The organism is Thioalkalivibrio sp. ALE10 (genome assembly GCF_000381385.1).
Taxonomy (GTDB): Bacteria; Pseudomonadota; Gammaproteobacteria; order Ectothiorhodospirales; family Ectothiorhodospiraceae; genus Thioalkalivibrio.
Genome location: NZ_KB906451.1, coordinates 307,349 through 325,904, shown reverse-complemented (window position 1 = coordinate 325,904; position 18,556 = coordinate 307,349). Strand labels below are relative to the sequence as shown.

The window sequence follows — 18,556 nt, the reverse complement described above, 5'->3', positions numbered from 1 at the left end:
GGGCTTCAGCCTCCGGTTGGCTCCAGCAGCAGTGCGGTCAGCGGCGGCAGGTCCACGTGGAGGGTGGCCGGCTGGCCGTGAAACGCCTCGGTCGTGGCCTCGCATTGCAGCGGGCCGCGCGAGGCGCCGCCGTAGAACTCCGAGTCGGTGTTCAGCATCACCCGCCAGGTCCCGGAACGCGGGCTCGGGATCGGGTAGGCGCTGCGTTCCACCGGCGTCAGGTTGAGGATGACCACGCGTTCGTGGCCCTCCACGTCACGGCGCACGAAGCTGAGCACCGAATTGTCGGCGTCGTCGGCATTCAACCAGGCGAAGCCATCGGGCTCGAACTCGCGGCCGTGCAGCGCGGGCTGCTCGCGATACACCCCGTTGAGGTCCTTCACCAGCTGTTGCAGGCCCTGATGCAGCGGGTACTGCAGCACGTACCAGTCCAGTTCTCCGGCTTCCGACCACTCGGTGCCCTGGCCGAACTCCTGACCCATGAACAGCAGCTTCTTGCCCGGGTACAGCCACTGCCAGGCGTACAGCAGGCGCATGTTGGCGTGCTGTTCCCACTCGTTGCCGGGCATGCGTCCGCGCAGGCTGCGCTTGCCGTGCACGACCTCGTCGTGCGAGAAGGGCAGCACGAAGTTCTCCGAATAGGCGTAGATCTGCGCGAAAGTGAGCTGACTGTGGTGGTAACGCCGGTAGACCGGATCCATGCCGAAATACGTCAGGGTGTCGTGCATCCAGCCCATGTTCCACTTCATGGTGAAGCCCAGCCCGCCCATCGACGGCGGCCGGCTCACGCCGGGCCAGGCGGTGGATTCCTCGGCGATCATTACCACGCCGGGGTGGCCGGTCTGCACGGTCTCGTTGACGTCGCGCAGGAACTCGATGGCCTCCAGGTTCTCGTTGCCGCCGTGGATGTTGGGGATCCACTCGTGATCCTCGCGGTTGTAGTCGAGATAGAGCATGGAAGCGACCGCGTCCACCCGCAGGCCGTCGAGGTGGAAGTCCTCGATCCAGCACAGCGCCGATGACAGCAGGAAGTTGCGCACCTCCGGGCGGCCGTAGTTGAAGATCAGCGTGCCCCATTCGCGGTGCTCGCCCAGACGCGGGTCCTCGTGCTCGTACAGGGCGGTGCCGTCGAAGCGGGCGAGGGCGAAGTCGTCGCGCGGGAAATGGCCGGGCACCCAGTCGAGGATCACCCCCAGACCGGCCTGGTGGGCGGTATCGACGAAGCGGCGGAAGTCGTCCGGGTCGCCGAAGCGCGAGGTGGGCGCGAAGAAGCCGGTGGACTGATAGCCCCAGGAGCCGTCGAACGGGTGCTCGGTGACCGGCAGCAGCTCGAGGTGGGTGAACCCCATGTCGCGGGCGTAAGGCACCAGGCGTTCGGCCAGTTCGGCGTAGTTCGGCCAGTCGCCGTCGGGGCTGCGCTGCCAGGATCCCAGATGGACCTCGTAGACGCTCATCGGCCGGTGCTTCCAGGCTTCGGGGTCGCGATTGTCCATCCATTCGCGGTCGTTCCACGCGTAACCGCTCTCCGGGATGACCCGCGAGGCGGTCTCCGGGCGCACCTGGTAGGCGGCCGCATAGGGGTCGGACTTCAGACGCAGCTCGCCGGTGTCGCGGTTGCGGATCTCGTACTTGTACAGGGTCTCCGGACCCACCCCGGGAATGAACAGCTCCCAGATGCCGCTGGAACCGTGCACGGTCATCGGGTGGCAGCGCCCGTCCCAGTGGTTGAAGTCGCCGACCACGCTGACCCGCTCGGCCGCCGGCGCCCATACGGCAAAACGCACGCCGTCGATCCCGTCCCGGTTTTCGCAGTGCGCGCCGAACATGCGGTGGGCGTGCCAGTGGCGGCCCTCGCCGAACAGGTGGCGGTCGAAATCCGGGATGTTCGGGGCGAAGCTCCACGGGTCGATGACGCTGACGATCTCCTTGTGTCCGGACGGGCGCCAGCGCAGCTCCGGATGCTCCGCCAGCTTGCGCGAGGCGCCCTTCCATACGAACAGCCCCGGGGTGTCGGTGGTGTCCATGGGCTCCGGGGGTGCGTCGGGTTCCGGAACCAGCCAGACCTCGTCGGCCTGCGGGAACCAGGCGCGATAGCAGGTGGTCTGGCGATTGAGGGCGTGGGCCCCCAGGACCGCATGCGCGTCGTGCAGACGGGCCTGTGCCAGACGCCGGATTTCATCCGCGACTTCCGTAATGCAATTGTTCCGGTCAGTTGTCATACTCGATGCATCCGCTTCACGTAGAGTGGGGCCGGTCAACGGAATCCGCGGGGGAACCCGCAACCAGCAGCTTTCTGCAAGGATGGGCCTATGAACCCTCAGCCGCAACGGTTCGTCAGCCGACTGACCCGGGAAACCCTGGCACTGGTGCTTGCCGGAGGTCGCGGGTCGCGACTCAAGCAACTGACGCTGTGGCGGGCCAAGCCCGCCGTACCCTTCGGCGGCAAGTTCCGCATCATCGATTTCCCGCTGTCCAACTGCATCAATTCCGGGATCCGCCGCGTGGCGATCCTGACCCAGTACAAGGCGCATTCGCTGATCCAGCACATCCAGCGCGGCTGGAGCTTCCTGCGCGGGGAATTCGGCGAATTCATCGAACTGCTGCCGGCGCAGCAGCGCATCGAGACCTCCTGGTATTCGGGGACCGCCGACGCGGTCTACCAGAACGTCGACATCATCCGGCAGCACGCCCCCAGTTATGTGCTGATCCTCGCCGGCGATCACATCTACAAGATGGACTACGGACAGATGATCGCCCAGCACGTGGAAAGCGGGGCGGACATGACCGTGGGCTGCCTGGAGGTACCGAAGGAGGAGGCCACCGGGTTCGGCGTGATGGGCGTGGATGCCGAGGGGCGCGTGACCTCGTTCGAGGAGAAACCCGACGATCCGGCGACCATCCCGGGCAGCGAGACCCATTCGCTGGCCTCCATGGGGATCTACGTCTTCAACCGCGATTTCCTCTTCGAGCAGCTCCTCAAGGATGCCGACGACACCTTCTCCAGCCATGATTTTGGCAAGGACATTATCCCCCGCATCATCGAGAAAAACCGCGTGATGGCGTACCCGTTCCGCGACGAGGCCGGCCAGCGCCAGGGTTACTGGCGCGACGTCGGCACCATCGATTCCTACTGGAAGGCCAACCTGGAGCTCATCGGCGTGACCCCCGAACTTAACCTGTACGACAGCGAATGGCCGATCTGGACCTACCAGGAGCAGCTCCCGCCGGCCAAGTTCGTATTCGACGACGACGACCGCCGAGGCATGGCGATCGACTCGATGGTCTCCGGAGGCTGCATCATCTCCGGCAGCCGGGTGCGGCATTCGCTGCTGTTCTCCAGCGTGGAGGTCAGCGCCTGCGGCGAAGTGGAGAACTCGGTGATCCTGCCCGACGTGCAGGTGGGCGAAAACGCCGTGATCCGCAACGCGGTGATCGACAAGGCCTGCCGCATCCCGCCGGGGACCGAGATCGGACTGGACGACGATGCCGACGCCCGCGATTACTACGTCTCGCCCGGGGGCGTGCGTGTGGTGACCCCGGAGATGCTCGGTCAGGGACGTCACCATGTCCGCTGAGCGCTCCTCGAAGGCCCTCGCCCGCGTCCCGGACAAGCTGGACGTGGTGCTGTGCTGGCACATGCACCAGCCGCAGTACTTCGACGGCGGCCGCCGGGAGTATGCCCTGCCGTGGACCTACCTCCACGCGCTGAAGGACTACACCGACATGGCGGCCCATCTGGAGGCCTGCCCGCAGGCGCGGGCGGTGGTGAACTTCGCCCCCATCCTGCTGGAACAGATCGCCGACTATGCACGGCGCGTGGACCGGGCGCTGCAGAACCGCGTGGCTGTCGGGGACCCGGTGCTGGACATGCTCCACATGGACATCGTGCCGGTGGAGCCGGACCAGCGCCGCGAGATCATCCGCGCCTGTCTGCGCGCCCACGCGCCGCGCATGATCGACCCGTTCCCGCTGTTCGCGCGCCTGGCCGCGATCGGCCGTCAGGCGCTGGAGGACGACATTCTGCTGGCGCATCTGGACGGGCGCTTCTTCCAGGAACTGGCCACCTGCTATCACCTGGCCTGGACCGGCGAGACCGTGCGCCGCGCGCGGCCCGAACTGCAGGGCTGGCTGAAGGCCGAAGCCGGCTTCGAGTCCGGGGTGCGTCGGCGTCTGCTGGAGATCCTGCGCGACGAGCTGCACAACGTGATCCCGCGCTACCGTAAACTGGCGGAACAGGGACGGGTGGAGCTGTCGTTCACCCCCTACGCCCACCCCATCATGCCGCTGCTGCAGGACCTGGCTTCGGCCCGCGAGGCCATGCCCGAGGCCGAACTGCCGGAGGCCCCGGCGTATCCTGATGGTGAAGCCCGGGTGCGCTGGCACATCGAACGGGGGCTGGAGGTGTTCGAGAAGCACTTCGGCATGCGTCCGACCGGTTGCTGGCCGTCCGAGGGCAGCCTGAGCGAGGCCACCATTCGCCTGCTGGACGAATACGGCCTGCGATGGACGGCCAGCGGCCAGGGCGTGCTGGGCAACAGCCTGGAAGCCGCCGGCGGCATGCCGGATGCGGAGGACAACGGTAACGGCAACGGCGAGGGCGAGGAAGACGGGCCCCGCGACCTGCAGGGCTGGCTGCACCGTGGCTATCGACTGCGGGACACCGAGATTGCGCTGTATTTCCGCGATGACGGACTGTCCGACGCGATCGGCTTCCGCTACGCCGACTGGCACGCCGATGACGCGGTGGCCGACTTCGTGCACCACATCGGAAACATCGCCGAGGTGGCCCCGGCCGGCAGCGTGGTGTCGGTGATCCTCGACGGCGAGAACGCCTGGGAGTACTACCCCGAGAACGGCTTCCATTTCCTCAGCGGGCTGTACGAGGCCCTGGCGCAGCACGAGCGGCTCAACCTGTGCACCTTCGACGACGTGTGCGCCCATGCGACGACTTCCGGGGGTGCGGCGCCGGTAGAGCTCCCCGGCCTGGTGGCGGGTTCCTGGGTCTACGGGACCTTTTCCACCTGGATTGGCGACCCCGACAAGAACCGTGGCTGGGATCGGCTGATCGAGGCCCGCGAGGCCGTGGATGCGGCGATCGCGGAGGACCCCTCGCTGGATACACCGGAACTGCGCGAACAGCTCGCGATCTGCGAGGGTTCCGACTGGTGCTGGTGGTTCGGGGCCTACAACCCGGCGGGTTCGGTCAGCGACTTCGAACAGCTCTATCGGCGCCACCTGGCCCGGTTGTACCAGCTCGCCGGCCTGGCGGTGCCCGAGGCCCTGGAGGAGGTGCTGTCGGTGGGCGGTGGCGATCCGGCTGCCGGAGGGACCATGCGGAAAGGGCAGGACTGATTCATGGAAGAAACGCAGCATTCCAATCCGCTGCTGCAGCGCCGGCGTGCCGGCGTGCTGCTGCACCCGACGTCGCTGCCGGGGCCGCATCCGGTGGGTACCCTGGGCAACGAGGCGTTTCGTTTCGTCAACTGGGCGGCCTCGGCGGGTTTCACCCTGTGGCAGATCCTGCCGCTGCACCCGGTGCAGAGCGACGGGTCGCCGTATGCCAGCATCTCGGCGTTTGCCGGTGATCCGCGGATGATCGATCCCGCGCGGCTGGCGGAGTCGACCGGGATCGTCGATGACGGCCGGCCGGTGGAAGAACTGCTGCAACGGGCCGGTGAGGCGGTGGCACGGGACGAACATGCGCTGCATTCGGCCTGCCGTGCGTTCCTCGAGGAACAGGGGCCGATCTGGCTGGATGACTTCGCGCTGTTCTGCGTGATCCGGGCGCGCCACGACGATCGCCCGTGGTGGGAATGGGACCCGGAGTTCCGCGATCGCGAGCCGGAGGCCCTGGAGCGGGTGGCCGGCGAAGAAGCGCAGGCGCTGGAGCAGGTGCGCTTCGTGCAGTTCGTGTTCGCCGATCAGTGGCGTACGCTGCGCCGCCATGCCAACGATTGCGGACTGATGCTGCTGGGGGACATGCCAATCTTCGTTGCCCATGATTCGGCGGACGTGTGGGCGAATCGCGAGCTGTTCGACCTGGATGCGCAGGGACAGCCGCGCACCGTGGCCGGGGTGCCGCCGGATTATTTCTCCGAGACCGGACAGCGCTGGGGCAATCCGCAGTACCGCTGGGACCGCCTCGCCGAGACCGGCTACGCCTGGTGGATCCTTCGCGTGCGGCGGGCGCTGGAGACGGTGGATGCCCTGCGGATCGACCACTTCCGGGGGTTCGAGTCGAGCTGGGCAATCCCGGCCGAGGAGCCGGACGCGACCCGGGGTTACTGGTTCGAGGGGCCCGGTGCCGAATTCTTCGACGCGTTGGCCGACGAACTCGGGTACCTGCCGGTGCTGGCCGAAGATCTGGGGGTGATTACGCCGGAGGTCACTGCGCTGCGCGAGCGCTTCGATTTTCCCGGCATGCGGATCCTGCAGTTCGCGTTCGAGGGCGGCGAGGCCAACCCGTACCTGCCGGCGAATCATGACGAGATGAGCGCCGTGTATACCGGCACCCATGACAACGACACCACCGTGGGCTGGTTCGCGTCACTGGATGAACCCATGCAGCAGCACGTGCTGAATGTCCTGGGGGAACCGGAAGATGCGGCCGACACCATGCCCTGGCCGCTGATCCGCACGGCGTACGCCTCGCCGGCGCGTATCGCGATCCTGCCGATGCAGGACGTGCTCGAGCTGGACAGCGAACACCGGATGAACCGTCCCGGGACGGTGGAGGGTAACTGGGACTGGCGTTTTGACTGGGAGTGGGTGCCCGGGGAACGTGCCGGCGAGATGCGGGCACTGGCCGAGGCGCACGGCCGGCTGCCCGAGGGCGGGCAGGGCTGACGTTCCGGCCGGTCCGAGGGGAGGCCTCGGCGGAAACGAAAAAGGCCCGGTCAGGTGACCGGGCCTTCGGATCCGACGCGGGAAATGCGCGTGATCGGATTTACCGCTGGGGCGCCATGCCGGGCGCGCCACCGCCACCCCCGGGCTGCTGTTGCTGCATCATTTCCTGCTGCAGGGCTTCCATGCGCTCGATGACATCGTCAATGTCGGCGTTTTCCGCGCGCATGGCGCTCATCAGGTCTTCCCGCAGGGATTCCTGGGCGTCCAGGATCTCCGGATCCTCGGCTACGGCCTGCTGGGCTTCCTGCAGGTTGCGCTGCGCCTGCTGAACGTCTTCGGACTGGATCAGCTGCTGGCGTTCTTCCGCGCTCAGGTCGGGATCACGCAGGCCTTCCTCGGCGGATTCCAGGGTGTCCAGATCGGAACGCGGTTCAAAACCGGCGGCTTCCATCTTGTCGAGGACCAGTTGTTCCAGTTCCTCGCCCTTGCGCTCCAGCTCGGGGTTGTTTTCGATGGCCTGCTGCTGGGTCTGCGCGAGGGTCTGCTGGAGTTCCTGCATCTCCATCTGCGGGCCGCCCTGCTGCGGCTGCTGCTGGCCGCCCATGCCCTGGCCCATGCCCTGGGCGTGGGCCATGCCGCTGGCCAGTGCGAGGACTGCGGCGGCGGTCAGGCCGATGATCGACCGGGAATGTTTCTGCATCGTACTGCTCTCCTGAAAGGATGTCTCTTGCCACTCTGACGGCGAGTGATGAACCACAGCTTAACAGCCTCGAGGGCCGGGTGTCGGCCCGCCAACGGGGCATGATGCCGGCTGTGGCGGTGGTGGAGAGACCGCGCAGGAGGCCCTTGCGTTCCATTGGTGGGCGACTCGCCCGATCAGCGCCGCAGATAGCGGAACCACGAGGCGATGTTCAGCAGACTGGCGAGTGACTGGGCGAGATAGGTATACGCGGCCGCGCGCAGGATACGCTCTGCGTGGCGGTAATCCGGTTCGTGCAGGTAGCCGCCCTCGCGCAGCATCGGCATCGCCCGACGGAAACTCGCGTCCAGTTCCGTGGGCAGGGTCACGAAATGGACCAGCGCCGCCATGCCCATCGACAGCACGCCGGCCAGGAAGAACAGGATGCCCGGCGCCGGGTGGCGGGTGATCAGGGTGATGATCGGGATGCCGATCATCAGGATCGCGCCCAGCCGCTGGGCGTGACGGGTGGCGGCCACCAGGGTGCCGCGCAGCTGCAGCGGGCGGTAGCCCCGTGCGTGCTGCACCGCATGGCCGACCTCGTGGGCCGCCACGGTGACCGCGGTCAGCGAATGGCCGTGATAGTTCTCCTGCGACAGCCGCACCGTGCGATCGCCGGGATCGTAGTGGTCGCCGTCTTTCGTGGTCTCTACGTCCACATGGGTCAGACCGTGGCGGTGCAGCAGCTCGCGCGCCATGGCCGCGCCGCTGTGGCGGTAGCGGTCTTCGGGGCGGTGATATTTCTCCATGGTGCGCCGAACCCACCAGCCCGGCAGCCAGGCGATCAGCAGGAGCAGCGGTATGACCAGGATCAGCAGACGCATGCCATGATCTTCACCGGAGCGGCCCGCCGGTCCAAGAACCCCCGGCAGCCCGCGGGGCGGATACCGGCCGGCCGGTCACTGGTCCGTCATTCGTCGACGTCGTCGTAGTCGCCCTTGTGTTTCGGATTGGGGCGTGCCCGGCGGTCCCGCGAGTAATCGGTATCGTCGGTTTCCGCTTCGGGCATGCGCCGCGATTCCAGCACCCGGAGGTTGGCCGCCGGCGCCGACCCGTCCTTGTCCTCGCCGAAGTACAGCGTGGTGTGCGGGAACGGGATCTCGATGCCGGCAGCGTCGAAGTGGCGCTTGACCAGGCGGTTGAACGCGCGGCCCAGGCCGAACTGGGTGCCGGGCGCGGTCATGATGCGGATGCGGATGTTGACCGAGGAGTCGTCCAGCGCGGTGACCCCGTGCACCTCCATCTCGTCGAGCACGTTGGGGCCCTGTTCCGGGTCCTGCTTGAGCTCCTCGAAGGCCTCGCGCAGGCGGACGATGACCTCGTCGATGTCCTCGCGATAGGCCACCCCGTATTCGCCCACGTGGTAGGCGTACTCGCGCATGTAGTTGGAGACCGCATCCACCGCGGAGAACGGGATCAGGTGGTAGGTGCCGGCGAGGTCGCGCAGCCCGAGCGAGCGGATGGTGAGTTTCTCCACCGTGCCGGTGGTGCCGGTTACGGTGATGACATCGCCGACGTTGATGGCGTTTTCCAGCTGGATGAACACCCCGGTGATGATGTCCTGCACCAGCTTCTGCGCGCCGAAGCCGATGGCCAGGCCCAGTACCCCGGCGCCGGCCAGCAGCGGGCCGATGTTGATGCCGAGCTCGGCGAGCACGATCATCACGGTGAATACCAGCAGGGCGATCGCCACCGCATTGCGGAAGATGGTGAGCAGGGTCTGCTCGCGCGCGGTGGGCTCGCCGTCGCCGGTCGCGGGGTTGAGCCGGTGCTCGATCCAGCTGGCGAACACCAGCCACACCAGCGCCGCCGCCAGCAGGATAAGGGCGACGGAGATCGCCGTGCCGAGGATCAGCGCACCGGCATCCGAACGCACCCAGTCGATCAGGTTGAACGCGCCCCAGCCATCGGCGATGACCGCGAGAACGATCAGCAGGATCACCAGACGCATGGTTTTGAGGGCCCGCGGTACGTAGGCATTGAGACGGTCCTGCAGCAGCGGGAACTTCTCGCGGGTCTCGTCGGGGATGGCGATCTCGCGCCCGATGATCTGGGTCAGCAGGGTCGCGATGAAAAAGCCGACGAAGGCCGCGATCAGGGTCTGCAGCGTGGCCGCGGCCATGAACGGCAGCGCGTCGTCCGGGCGGACGATGCTGACGACGGTCAGGGCGAGGAAATAAAGCAGCGCCAGCAGGTGCCAGGACCGTGCCAGCAGGCTGGTGACGATGCGGGTGAACGAGAAATACGAGCGGTTCGCCAGCATCATCAGCCGGTCATGCACCCGCTGGCGGTTCTGCAGGATGATGGTGGCGGCGTACAGGAAGGCCGTCAGCATCACCAGCAGGCCGAGGGACCGGCCGGCCTCCGCGGAGACATGCATGCCGGTCAGTGGCACCAGCAGCAGCAGGCCGTAACCGATGTAGGACACGATGCGCGCGAGCCAGGCGTTCCAGTAGGCGGCTTCTTCCCCGGCCATGGGCAGCAGTCGCAGGCCCTGGTAGCGGGTGGCGAAGATCAGCCGCAGCGCGGCGCGCGCCAGCTCGATCAGCAGGAAGGCATTGAGGAACAGTGAATGCCGGGTCTCCATGGCGCCGGGTTCGCCCAGTACGAACAGCGCCAGGCCGTAGCCGGCAACCCAGGCCAGGACCACCGCCACGAAGTCGATGATCGCGGCCAGGCCGACCCCGGGCAGGGTCCGCAGCAGGCGGTACTGTTCGGCCGCGTTGAGGACCCAGCGATCGATGCCGCCGAACATCGGCGACGCCACGCGGCGCAGGACCCAGTAGATCACCAGGGTGATCAGGATGATGATCGCCAGGTCTCCGACCGCCATGCCGAAGGGGATCGGGTCGATTGCGCGCAGCTGCGCAATGGTGTCTTCGGCCACCGTACCCAGCGAGCGGACCTCGGCCACCGTGCCCTCGGCCAGTCCCTGGGTCAGCCGGGCGATGCGGCGGGGCAGGGTCACCGCCTGTTCGGCGGTTTCGTCTTCCGCCGTGCTCTCCGCCGGATCCGCGGCGCCTCCCTCCGCGCGCAGGGTCTCCAGCAGCCGTTCCCGCGCCTCCGGATCTTCCAGCAGCTCGATCAGCGCCGCGTGGGTCTCGGCGGAGGAGGGGGCATCGTCCGCCATGGCCGGGCCGGTGGTCAGGGCCAGCGTGGTCAGGAGCAGGGCCAGGAGGACGAAAAGCAGGTGCTGCGGCGAGCGAAGTGGTGCGGCCACGCGGAACCTCGGACGGGCGGGATGGAACTTCGCAGTGTAAAGGTCCGGAAGCCCGGACCAAAGTCCCGTTCAGTGTGTCCCCGGGGATTCCCGCACCGGCCGCAGCCAGCCGGGTCCCAGCACCCCCATCTGCTCCTCGATCCACGCAATGCGGCGCTCGAGGGTTTCGCCCGGGGTCACCGGATCGAGGCGTCCGGGGGAGGGCAGGATGGCCGCCAGACGCGCGGCCTGCTGCGGGGTCAGTTCGCTCGCGGGGACATCGAAATAATGCTGTGCCGCATTTTCGATGCCATAGATCCCGGGGCCCCACTGGGCCAGGTTGAGATAGACCTCGAGGATGCGTTCCTTGGACCACAGCAGTTCCATGCCCACGGTCAGACCCGCCTCCAGGGCCTTGCGCAGCCAGGAACGCTCATGCCAGAGAAACAGGTTCTTGGCGGTCTGCTGGGTGATGGTCGAGGCCCCGCGCAGGCGTCCGCCGCGCGCGTGGTCGGTCAGGGCCTGGCGCACCGACGACCAGTCGAATCCGCGGTGCCGCGGGAAGCGCTGGTCCTCGGACGCGATCACCGCCAGCAGGACGGCGTCCGGCAGTTCCTCCAGCGAGCGCCACTGGGGGCGGTAACGGGAGGCGGTCGCACGGTCGGTGGCCGTGACCATCGCCATGCCGTAAGGTGGATCGACCCGGGCGAAATACAGCAGCACCGCGACCACTGCGGCCAGCACCAGCCCCAGCAGGGCGACGAGCAGCCACAAGAGGTAACGCAGCGGCCCCGGTGGCCGGGCGCGGCGACGTCGACCCAGGAGCATCATCGCGGGCGCCGCTCCGCCGTCGGGGTTTCGTGGTGGTTGTACCCGGAGTACCGTTTCATCGGAAGCAAGAATAGCGCAGGAAAGGTCCGGCTGTGGCGAACTCCGGGACCTCCGCACGGCCCAAGGATCACGGAGATCGCCATTCGCCGCGGATCACGCGACAGGCCGGCCGGACGCGTTCCGGCCCATCAGAGACAACAACAAGGAGGCGAGCCATGGAATACCTGCCGTATCGCTACACCAGCGGAAGCGGGGAGCAGCTGACCTTCGAGTTCGCGCTGCATCCCGAGACCGATTCGGCCGTGCGCGTGCAGCAGTTGCTGGACCGCGTGCTGACCACGGTGGATCACGAAGTGGCGGTGCTGGGTGACACCTGCAACGGTGATCTGCTGCAGGCGCTGGCGATGGCGCTGGCGGTGCGCACGGAAATGATCCCCGCCGACGGCGAGATGACCCGCGGTCTCGCGCGCGATGTGGTGGAGCGTGCGCTCCGGGCGCTGCCCGAGGCGCGCCACGAGATGAGCGGGCCCGTCGGCCATGCCTGAACCGCGCGAACGGCCCGTGGTGTTCTTTGACGGCGGCTGCCCGCTGTGCCGCCGCGAGATCGGCCACTACCGGCGCCTGGACACGGCCGGCCGGATCGACTGGCGGGACATCCATGCGGATGCCGCGGCGCTGGAAGGCCGCGGCATCGCGTGGGAGGACGCCATGCGGCGTATGCATGCGGTGGACGAACACGGCCGGGTGGTGAGCGGGGCTTACGCCTTCGTCGCCACCTGGCGGCACCTGCCGTACTACCGCGTGGCGGGGGTGGTCCTGCATCGGCTGCCGCCGGTGGTCTGGCTGATGGACCGGGTGTACAACGTGTTCGCCCGTTCGCGCTGGCGTTCCCGCTGTCGCGACGGGGTCTGCCCGCCGCAGTGAGGCCCCGGTGAGCCGCGCGGCGCGCGGGCCGCAAAGGCCGCAGAAGACCTGTGTGGTCTGCGGCCGTCCGTTCACCTGGCGGCGGAAATGGGCGCGTTGCTGGGACGAGGTGAAATACTGCTCGCAGCGCTGCCGGCGGATGCGGGGCCGGCGCGGTCCGGTATAATCGTGGCCTGGTCCAGGCATGCCCGGGAGGGCCGATGTCCCGACACGATGCGCCCGACGAGCTGGAGCTGACCCTGGAGGCGGTTCTTTTTGCCGCCACCGAACCCGTACCCCTGCGCGATCTGCGCGCCGCCTGCGCGGAATCGGGCGAGGTCGAGCGCGCGTCGGTGGAAGCGGCGCTGGCGCGTCTGGAGACGCGCTATGCCGACCGCGCGATCGAACTGGTGCGTTCGGCCGGCGGGTATCGTTTCCGCGTCCGGCCGCAGTACTCGGGCAGCGTGCGCGCGGCGCGGCCGGAACGCCCGCAGCGGTTGTCGCGCGCGTTGCTGGAGACGCTTGCGATCATCGCCTATCGCCAGCCGGTCACCCGCGCCGAGATCGAATCGGTGCGCGGGGTGGCGGTCAGTTCGGGGATCATGCGCGGGCTGCAGGAACGGGAATGGATCTACGTGGTGGGGCACAAGGAGCTGCCGGGGCGACCGGCGCTGTACGGCACCACCCGCACCTTCCTCGACGATCTCGGACTGCAGGCCCTGGACCAGCTGCCGCCGCTGGACGAGATCCGCGATCTGGCCGACGTGGCCACGGACGCCGGGCTGTCACTGGCGACCGACGAGGCCAGTGAGGCCGACGATGACGGCGACGGGGAGGGCGACGCAGCGGCAGCCGGCGAAGCCCGGGCTCCGTCCTGATCAGCGTTTCCTTCAGCGGTCGCGGCCGTTGTACATGGTCGCGATCGCCTCCCGGTAGTGCTCCCGGATCACCGGCCGCTTGAGTTTCATGGTCGGGGTCATCATGCCGTTCTCCACGCTCCACGGTTCGTGGATCACGTACACGTGGCGGATGCGCGCGTAGCCGGGGAAGTCCTCCAGCTGGTGGTGAATGCGGTCGAGGATCGCGCGTGCCACCTTGCGCGGTGGTTCTCCCGCGGTCGCCGGGTCGATCCCCTGGTCGGAGGCGAAGGTCTGCCAGGCGTCCGGTTCGGGGACCATCAGGGCGGTGAGGAACGGCTGCCCGTCGCCCACCACCATGATCTGGTCGAACAGGCCGTCGAGGCCGATGGCCATCTCCATGTCCGCTGGCGGTACCTTCTCGCCGTTGGTCAGCACCAGGATGTCCTTGATCCGGCCGGTGATGAACACGTGGCCCGTGTCGTCGATGCGCGCCTGGTCGCCGCTGCGCAGCCAGCCGTCGGCGTCGATGGTCTCGCGCGTGGCCTCTTCATTTTTCCAGTAGCCCAGCATCACGCAGTTCGAGCGCGTCTGCAGCTCGTGGTTTTCACCGATGCGTACTTCGACGTCCTTCAACGGTTTGCCGATGGAGGCGGGCAGGTTGTCGTCCGGGGTGTTCACGGTGACCACCGGGCCGGCCTCGGTCATGCCGTAGCCGTGCAGTACCGGCAGCCCCAGCCCGATGAACAGCTGCGCCACCGGCGGAGGCAGCGGGGCCCCGCCGCAGACCGCGAAACGCACCTGGCCGCCCAGGCGGTCGAGTACCTTGCGCGCGACCAGGCGGTCGAGCAGTGGCCACAGCAGGAAGGCGGGGGACCAGCGACCCCGGCCCTGCTGGTGTTCGAAACGGCGCCAGCCGACGGCGGCGGTCTTCTCGAACAGCCAGCGGCCGAGCGCCGACTTCTGCCGCAGCCCGGCGCGGATACGACCATGCACGCGTTCGTAGATCCGTGGCACCGAGATCAGCACCGTCGGCCGGATGGTCTGCAGGTCTTCGCCCAGGCGCTGGATCGAGCGGGCGAAGGCGACCTCGGCCCCGACCATCATGGGCATGTAGCAGCCGGCGGTGCGTTCCAGCATGTGCGACAGCGGCAGGAACGACAGGAAACGGTCGGACGGTCCGAGCGGGCCCGTGAGGGACGAGGCCCAGGCGTTTTCCACGATGTTGCGGTGCGAAAGCATCACGCCCTTGGGCCGGCCGGTGGTGCCGGAGGTATAGACGATGGTCGCGAGGGCGTCGGGGTCGAGTTCCGGATAGCGGATCGCGGACGGGTCGCCGCCCCGCAGCCAGTCTTCCAGTGGCAGGACCCGCGGATCGCCCGAGGTGCCCGCGTTGTCGCTCAGGCGTACCACGCGCTTGAGCGACGGCATCTTCTCCAGATGCTCCAGCAGGCGGCGGCCATGCACGGTGTCGCCGATCAGCAGGGCGCGCGCCTGGGTCTGCCCGATGATGTAACCGACATTTTCGGGACGGTCATCGGTGTACAGCGGTACCGTGACCAGGCCCATTTCCATGGCGGAGAGGTCGGCGGCGATCCACTCGCGCGAGTTGCCGACCATGATGGCGACGCGGTCGCCCGGCCGCAGGCCCTCGGTGGCCAGCGCAGCCTGCCAGCGGTCGACCGTGCGGCCCATCTCGCCCCAGCTGCTGGAGGTCCATTCCTCGCGCTCGGGGTCGAACTGGCGGTAGGCCGGGGCATCGGGGGTCGCGGCCACGCGGGCGCGGAACAGAGCCGGCAGGGTGGGGGCGTCTTCAGGACGGATGGTCGCGGGGTGGACCCGGGCGTTGGACATGCGCGGTCTCGCTGGACTGGTCTTGCCCTGCAAAGTAGAGGACGGCGCGGGGCGGGGGCAAGCGCGGGACGGCCGCCCTACATGCCGAGCGGATGCATCGCCGGGCCCGCGGCCACGGCCCCCAGCACCAGGCTGAAGCCGAGTACCGCGATGATCGCGCCGCCGGTCAGGCCGAAGGCCGGCCCGATCCAGGTCAGACGCGCGGCGCGGGTGCCGGTGAAACGCCGCCGGGTCCAGTCGCGAGCGTAGACCGCGAGCATGGCCAGCACGGAGACCGTGATGGCGGTGCCCGCGGACATCGCGAGCACGGCCGCCACGCCGGCCCAGACCAGACCGACGGCCGCGGATACCGCCATGATCAGCACGGCGCCGGAGCAGGGGCGGATGCCCACGGCCAGCACGGTGCCCCACCAGGTGCCCTTGTGATCGGGGTCGACGTGGTGGGGTGTGCCGCAGCCGCAGTCATGTTCGTGGTCGTGCCCGTGCCCGTGGTCGTGCCCGTGCCCGTGGTCATGCCCGTGCGCGGCGGACGCACGGCGCCGCCAGGCCTGCTGCAGGGCGCGCCCCATCAGCCAGACGCCCAGCAGTCCCACCAGGGCGAAGCTGGCGATCTCCAGGTGGCGGACCTGTCCCAGGGTCTCGCGTGTCAGCCAGCCGAGCAGGCCGACCAGCAGACCGACCAGCAGGATGGCCGTGACGCCCTGGGCGAGCGATGACGCCGCCGACAGCGCGATGCCGCGGCGCAGGTTCTGCGGCTGGGTCAGCAGATAGGTGGTGATCACCGCCTTGCCGTGCCCCGGTCCTGCGGCGTGGAAGACCCCGTAGAGAAAGCTCACGAGGATCAGCAGGGCGCCCGCCTGTGCCGAGGGCGCGTCGCGCAGCCCGTGCAGTCCCCGGGTCAGTTCGCGGTGCAGCTGGCGCTGGGTATGCAGGACCCAGCCGACCAGCCGTTCCAGCGGTCCGGCGTCATCCCCTCCCGGGAGCCCGGCGTCGGCGCGAGCGTCCGGGGCATCGGCGGATCCCCTCGTTTCGGCGGGCGGTGGCTGTTCCGTGGCATCGGCATCCGCGTCGGACTCCGGGCCGCCGCCAAGGGGGTGGCCGGCCAGCGCGAGCGCGGGCAGCAGGATGCCGACCAGGAGCAGCAGCATCGCAGCAGCCCGTCCCGGGCGGCGGTTGCGAGAGAGGGCGTGTCGGATCATTGCGTTATTGTATAACGTTCCAATGGCGCGAGGAACCCGACGTCATTCACATTCCAGGCGCGCAATCTCGGCAAAATGGCGTCCGAGATCTTCGATCGGGCTGCGGGATTCGCGTTCCAGGGTGGCGGCATAACGCACCAGTTGTGGATCCGGGCGTGGTTCCTCGAGTTCGACCCGGCAGCCGTCGCCGCGGTTCACCTGGATCACGTCACCGGGGTCATGGCGGATCTCGATCCAGTAGGTGGGGTCATAGACGCGGTAGGTGAAATCCTCTTCGGCGCCGATGTCGTGCCGGTCCAGCGGGATCTCGAAGCCCAGGTGCAGGCGCCGCTCCTCCAGGCGCAGCTCGGGGGATTCGGCAGGCGGGGTGTCCAGTGTTTCGCCGCCTGCCTCGAGTTCGGTGAAGTGGTCGTATTCCGCGAGGTTGTCGAGCATGCGCGGGCCGACCTTATCCAGCACCGAGTCGATGCCGGCATCGCCGTCCATGTCGCGGGTCATCTCCTCCAGCAGCATGTGGCTGTAGGTCGGGTCGATGACCCACAACTGGTGCATCGAGGCCAGTCGGCCGTCGGCGTCGAAGTCGAGCGTGACGCGCAGGTCGATCCAGGCATGCGGGTGGGCGGTGGCCATCGCGGGCAGGCCGGCGGCCACCGCGATCAGGAGCGCCAGCGCCACCCGGGCGCGTGCCCGGGTGGCGCTGCGGACAGCCCGCTCAGGCGCGTTGCCAGCGGGTGCCATCCGGCGTGTCCTCCAGTTCGATGCCGCTGGCCGTCAGCTCGTCGCGGATCGCATCGGCGGTGGCGAAATCCCGCGCGCGCCGCGCCTCGGCACGCGCGGCGATGCGTTCCTCCACCCATGCGGCGAGATCGGCATCATCGGCGACGTCGCCGCGGAACCAGGCCTCCGGGTCCTGCTGCAGCAGGCCCAGGAGCTCGCCGGCGGCCAGCAGCTCGCCCTTGCGGCGGGCGCGTTCGTCCTCGCTGTCGGCGGCCTGCAGGGCATCCGCCATGCGGTGCAGGGCGGCGAGCGCCCCGGCGGTGTCGAGATCGTCCAGCAATGCGGTGAAGACCGGGGTGTCCGCCGCATCGGCGGGGGTGGCCACGACCCCGGCATGTTCGCGCAGCAGACGGTAGAAGCCGTCCAGCGCGTTGCGGCTCTGTTCCAGGGTGTCCTCGGAGAAGTTCAGCGGCGCGCGATAATGGCGCGACAGCAGCGCCAGGCGCAGGACCTCGCCGGGCCAGACCTGCAGCAGGTCGTGCAGCAGGCGGAAGTTGCCCAGCGACTTGGACATCTTCTCGCCTTCGATGGTCACGTGTCCGTTGTGCATCCAGTAACGCGCGTAATGGCCGCCGTGTTCGTCGCAGCCTTCGGCCGCGCAGCCCTGGGCGATCTCGTTCTCGTGGTGCGGAAACACCAGATCGTGGCCGCCGCCGTGGAGGTCGATGCTGCGGCCCAGATGGGTGCGGATCATCGCGGTGCACTCCAGGTGCCAGCCCGGGCGCCCGTTGCCCCAGGGGCTGTCCCAGCCGGGTTCGTCCGCGCCGGCGGGCTTCCACAGCACGAAGTCGCCGGGATGGCGCTTGTAGTCGGCGACCTCTACCCGGGCCCCGGCCTGCATCGCCTCCAGGGTACGCCCGGACAGGGCGCCGTAGGCGGGCCAGGAGGTCACGTCGAATAGCACGTGGCCGTCTGCCGCGTAGGCGTGGCCGCGCGCGAGCAGGTCCTCGATCAGGGCGATCATCTCGTTGACGTGATCGGTGGCCCGGGGCTCGAGGGTCGGCTCCAGGGTGCCGAGCCGCGCGATGTCCTCGTGGAAGGCCCGGGTGAAGCGTTCGGTCAGCGCGGCGATGGGTTCGTCGTTCTCGCGCGCGGCCTGGTTGATCTTGTCGTCCACGTCGGTGATGTTGCGGGCGTAGACCACGTGCTCCGGGCCGTACAGCGCGCGCAGCACGCGGAACAGCACGTCGAACACCACCACCGGGCGGCCGTTGCCCACGTGCACGCGGTTGTACACGGTCGGCCCGCAGACATACATCGTCACCCGCTGCGGGTCGGCGGGAACGAAGGGCTCGCGCTGCCCCCCGAGGGTGTTGTGGATGACGAGCTGCGGTGCGCTGGCGTCGGCCAT

At 68.5% G+C, this 18,556-nt stretch carries 16 protein-coding genes; 7 read left to right on the top strand and 9 right to left on the bottom strand.

Annotated elements, in window-relative coordinates; genetic code table 11:
• Positions 1-5: 5 nt before the first annotated feature.
• Positions 6-2,219 (bottom strand): 1,4-alpha-glucan branching protein GlgB, encoded by a 2,214-nt coding sequence (gene glgB / locus F788_RS0105870; RefSeq protein ID WP_019589572.1) that lies wholly within the window; start codon positions 2,217-2,219, stop codon positions 6-8.
• Positions 2,220-2,309: 90 nt separating this feature from the next.
• Here glgB and glgC point away from each other — a divergent pair, with 90 nt between their 5' ends.
• The 3 genes from glgC to malQ are packed head-to-tail and all read left to right on the top strand — an operon-like array spanning position 2,310 to position 6,846.
• Positions 2,310-3,575 (top strand): glucose-1-phosphate adenylyltransferase, encoded by a 1,266-nt coding sequence (glgC, locus tag F788_RS0105865; protein WP_019589571.1) that lies wholly within the window; start codon positions 2,310-2,312, stop codon positions 3,573-3,575.
• Positions 3,565-5,352 (top strand): glycoside hydrolase family 57 protein, encoded by a 1,788-nt coding sequence (locus tag F788_RS0105860; protein WP_019589570.1) that lies wholly within the window; start codon positions 3,565-3,567, stop codon positions 5,350-5,352. The genes glgC and F788_RS0105860 overlap by 11 nt, the downstream gene beginning before the upstream one ends.
• Positions 5,353-5,355: 3 nt before the next feature.
• A complete protein-coding gene (gene malQ, locus F788_RS0105855) occupies positions 5,356-6,846 on the top strand; it encodes a 4-alpha-glucanotransferase (protein WP_019589569.1) in 1,491 nt (496 codons plus the stop codon).
• A 100-nt stretch (positions 6,847-6,946) separates the two neighbouring features.
• Here malQ and F788_RS0105850 read toward each other — a convergent pair whose 3' ends face one another.
• From F788_RS0105850 to mtgA, 4 genes are all read right to left on the bottom strand, one after another.
• On the bottom strand, positions 6,947-7,546 hold the full coding sequence (locus tag F788_RS0105850) for a hypothetical protein (protein WP_019022340.1): 600 nt from the start codon (positions 7,544-7,546) through the stop codon (positions 6,947-6,949).
• Between the two features lie 176 nt (positions 7,547-7,722).
• Complete coding sequence (locus F788_RS0105845; RefSeq protein ID WP_019589568.1) at positions 7,723-8,409, bottom strand: zinc metallopeptidase; 687 nt, start codon at positions 8,407-8,409, stop codon at positions 7,723-7,725.
• 86 nt (positions 8,410-8,495) lie between these two features.
• Entirely contained in the window at positions 8,496-10,805 is a 2,310-nt protein-coding gene (locus F788_RS0105840; protein ID WP_019589567.1) for a mechanosensitive ion channel domain-containing protein, read from the bottom strand.
• 69 nt (positions 10,806-10,874) lie between these two features.
• Complete coding sequence (mtgA, locus tag F788_RS0105835; protein ID WP_019589566.1) at positions 10,875-11,615, bottom strand: monofunctional biosynthetic peptidoglycan transglycosylase; 741 nt, start codon at positions 11,613-11,615, stop codon at positions 10,875-10,877.
• A gap of 215 nt (positions 11,616-11,830) precedes the next feature.
• On the opposite strand from mtgA, the gene F788_RS0105830 reads away from it, so the two are divergent.
• Genes F788_RS0105830 through scpB form a run of 4 tightly spaced genes read left to right on the top strand, consistent with a single transcriptional unit; the run spans position 11,831 to position 13,396 of the window.
• Positions 11,831-12,160: a hypothetical protein gene (locus F788_RS0105830; RefSeq protein ID WP_018870549.1), complete on the top strand. Its 330-nt coding sequence runs from the start codon at positions 11,831-11,833 to the stop codon at positions 12,158-12,160.
• On the top strand, positions 12,153-12,539 hold the full coding sequence (locus tag F788_RS0105825) for a thiol-disulfide oxidoreductase DCC family protein (RefSeq protein WP_018870550.1): 387 nt from the start codon (positions 12,153-12,155) through the stop codon (positions 12,537-12,539). The genes F788_RS0105830 and F788_RS0105825 overlap by 8 nt, the downstream gene beginning before the upstream one ends.
• Before the next feature lie 7 nt (positions 12,540-12,546).
• Complete coding sequence (locus F788_RS13630) at positions 12,547-12,705, top strand: DUF2256 domain-containing protein (protein ID WP_081617424.1); 159 nt, start codon at positions 12,547-12,549, stop codon at positions 12,703-12,705.
• 34 nt (positions 12,706-12,739) lie between these two features.
• Complete coding sequence (gene scpB, locus F788_RS0105820) at positions 12,740-13,396, top strand: SMC-Scp complex subunit ScpB (protein ID WP_019589565.1); 657 nt, start codon at positions 12,740-12,742, stop codon at positions 13,394-13,396.
• 12 nt (positions 13,397-13,408) lie between these two features.
• On the opposite strand, the gene F788_RS0105815 is transcribed toward scpB, so the two are convergent.
• The 4 genes from F788_RS0105815 to cysS form a co-directional block, all read right to left on the bottom strand.
• Positions 13,409-15,229: a long-chain fatty acid--CoA ligase gene (locus F788_RS0105815; RefSeq protein ID WP_019589564.1), complete on the bottom strand. Its 1,821-nt coding sequence runs from the start codon at positions 15,227-15,229 to the stop codon at positions 13,409-13,411.
• A gap of 77 nt (positions 15,230-15,306) precedes the next feature.
• On the bottom strand, positions 15,307-16,428 hold the full coding sequence (locus F788_RS0105810) for a nickel/cobalt transporter (protein ID WP_026332720.1): 1,122 nt from the start codon (positions 16,426-16,428) through the stop codon (positions 15,307-15,309).
• Positions 16,429-16,470: 42 nt separating this feature from the next.
• Complete coding sequence (locus tag F788_RS0105805) at positions 16,471-17,166, bottom strand: DUF1007 family protein (RefSeq protein WP_019589562.1); 696 nt, start codon at positions 17,164-17,166, stop codon at positions 16,471-16,473.
• Positions 17,141-18,556, bottom strand: a complete 1,416-nt coding sequence (gene cysS, locus F788_RS0105800; protein WP_019589561.1) for a cysteine--tRNA ligase — start codon at positions 18,554-18,556, stop codon at positions 17,141-17,143. The genes F788_RS0105805 and cysS overlap by 26 nt, the downstream gene beginning before the upstream one ends.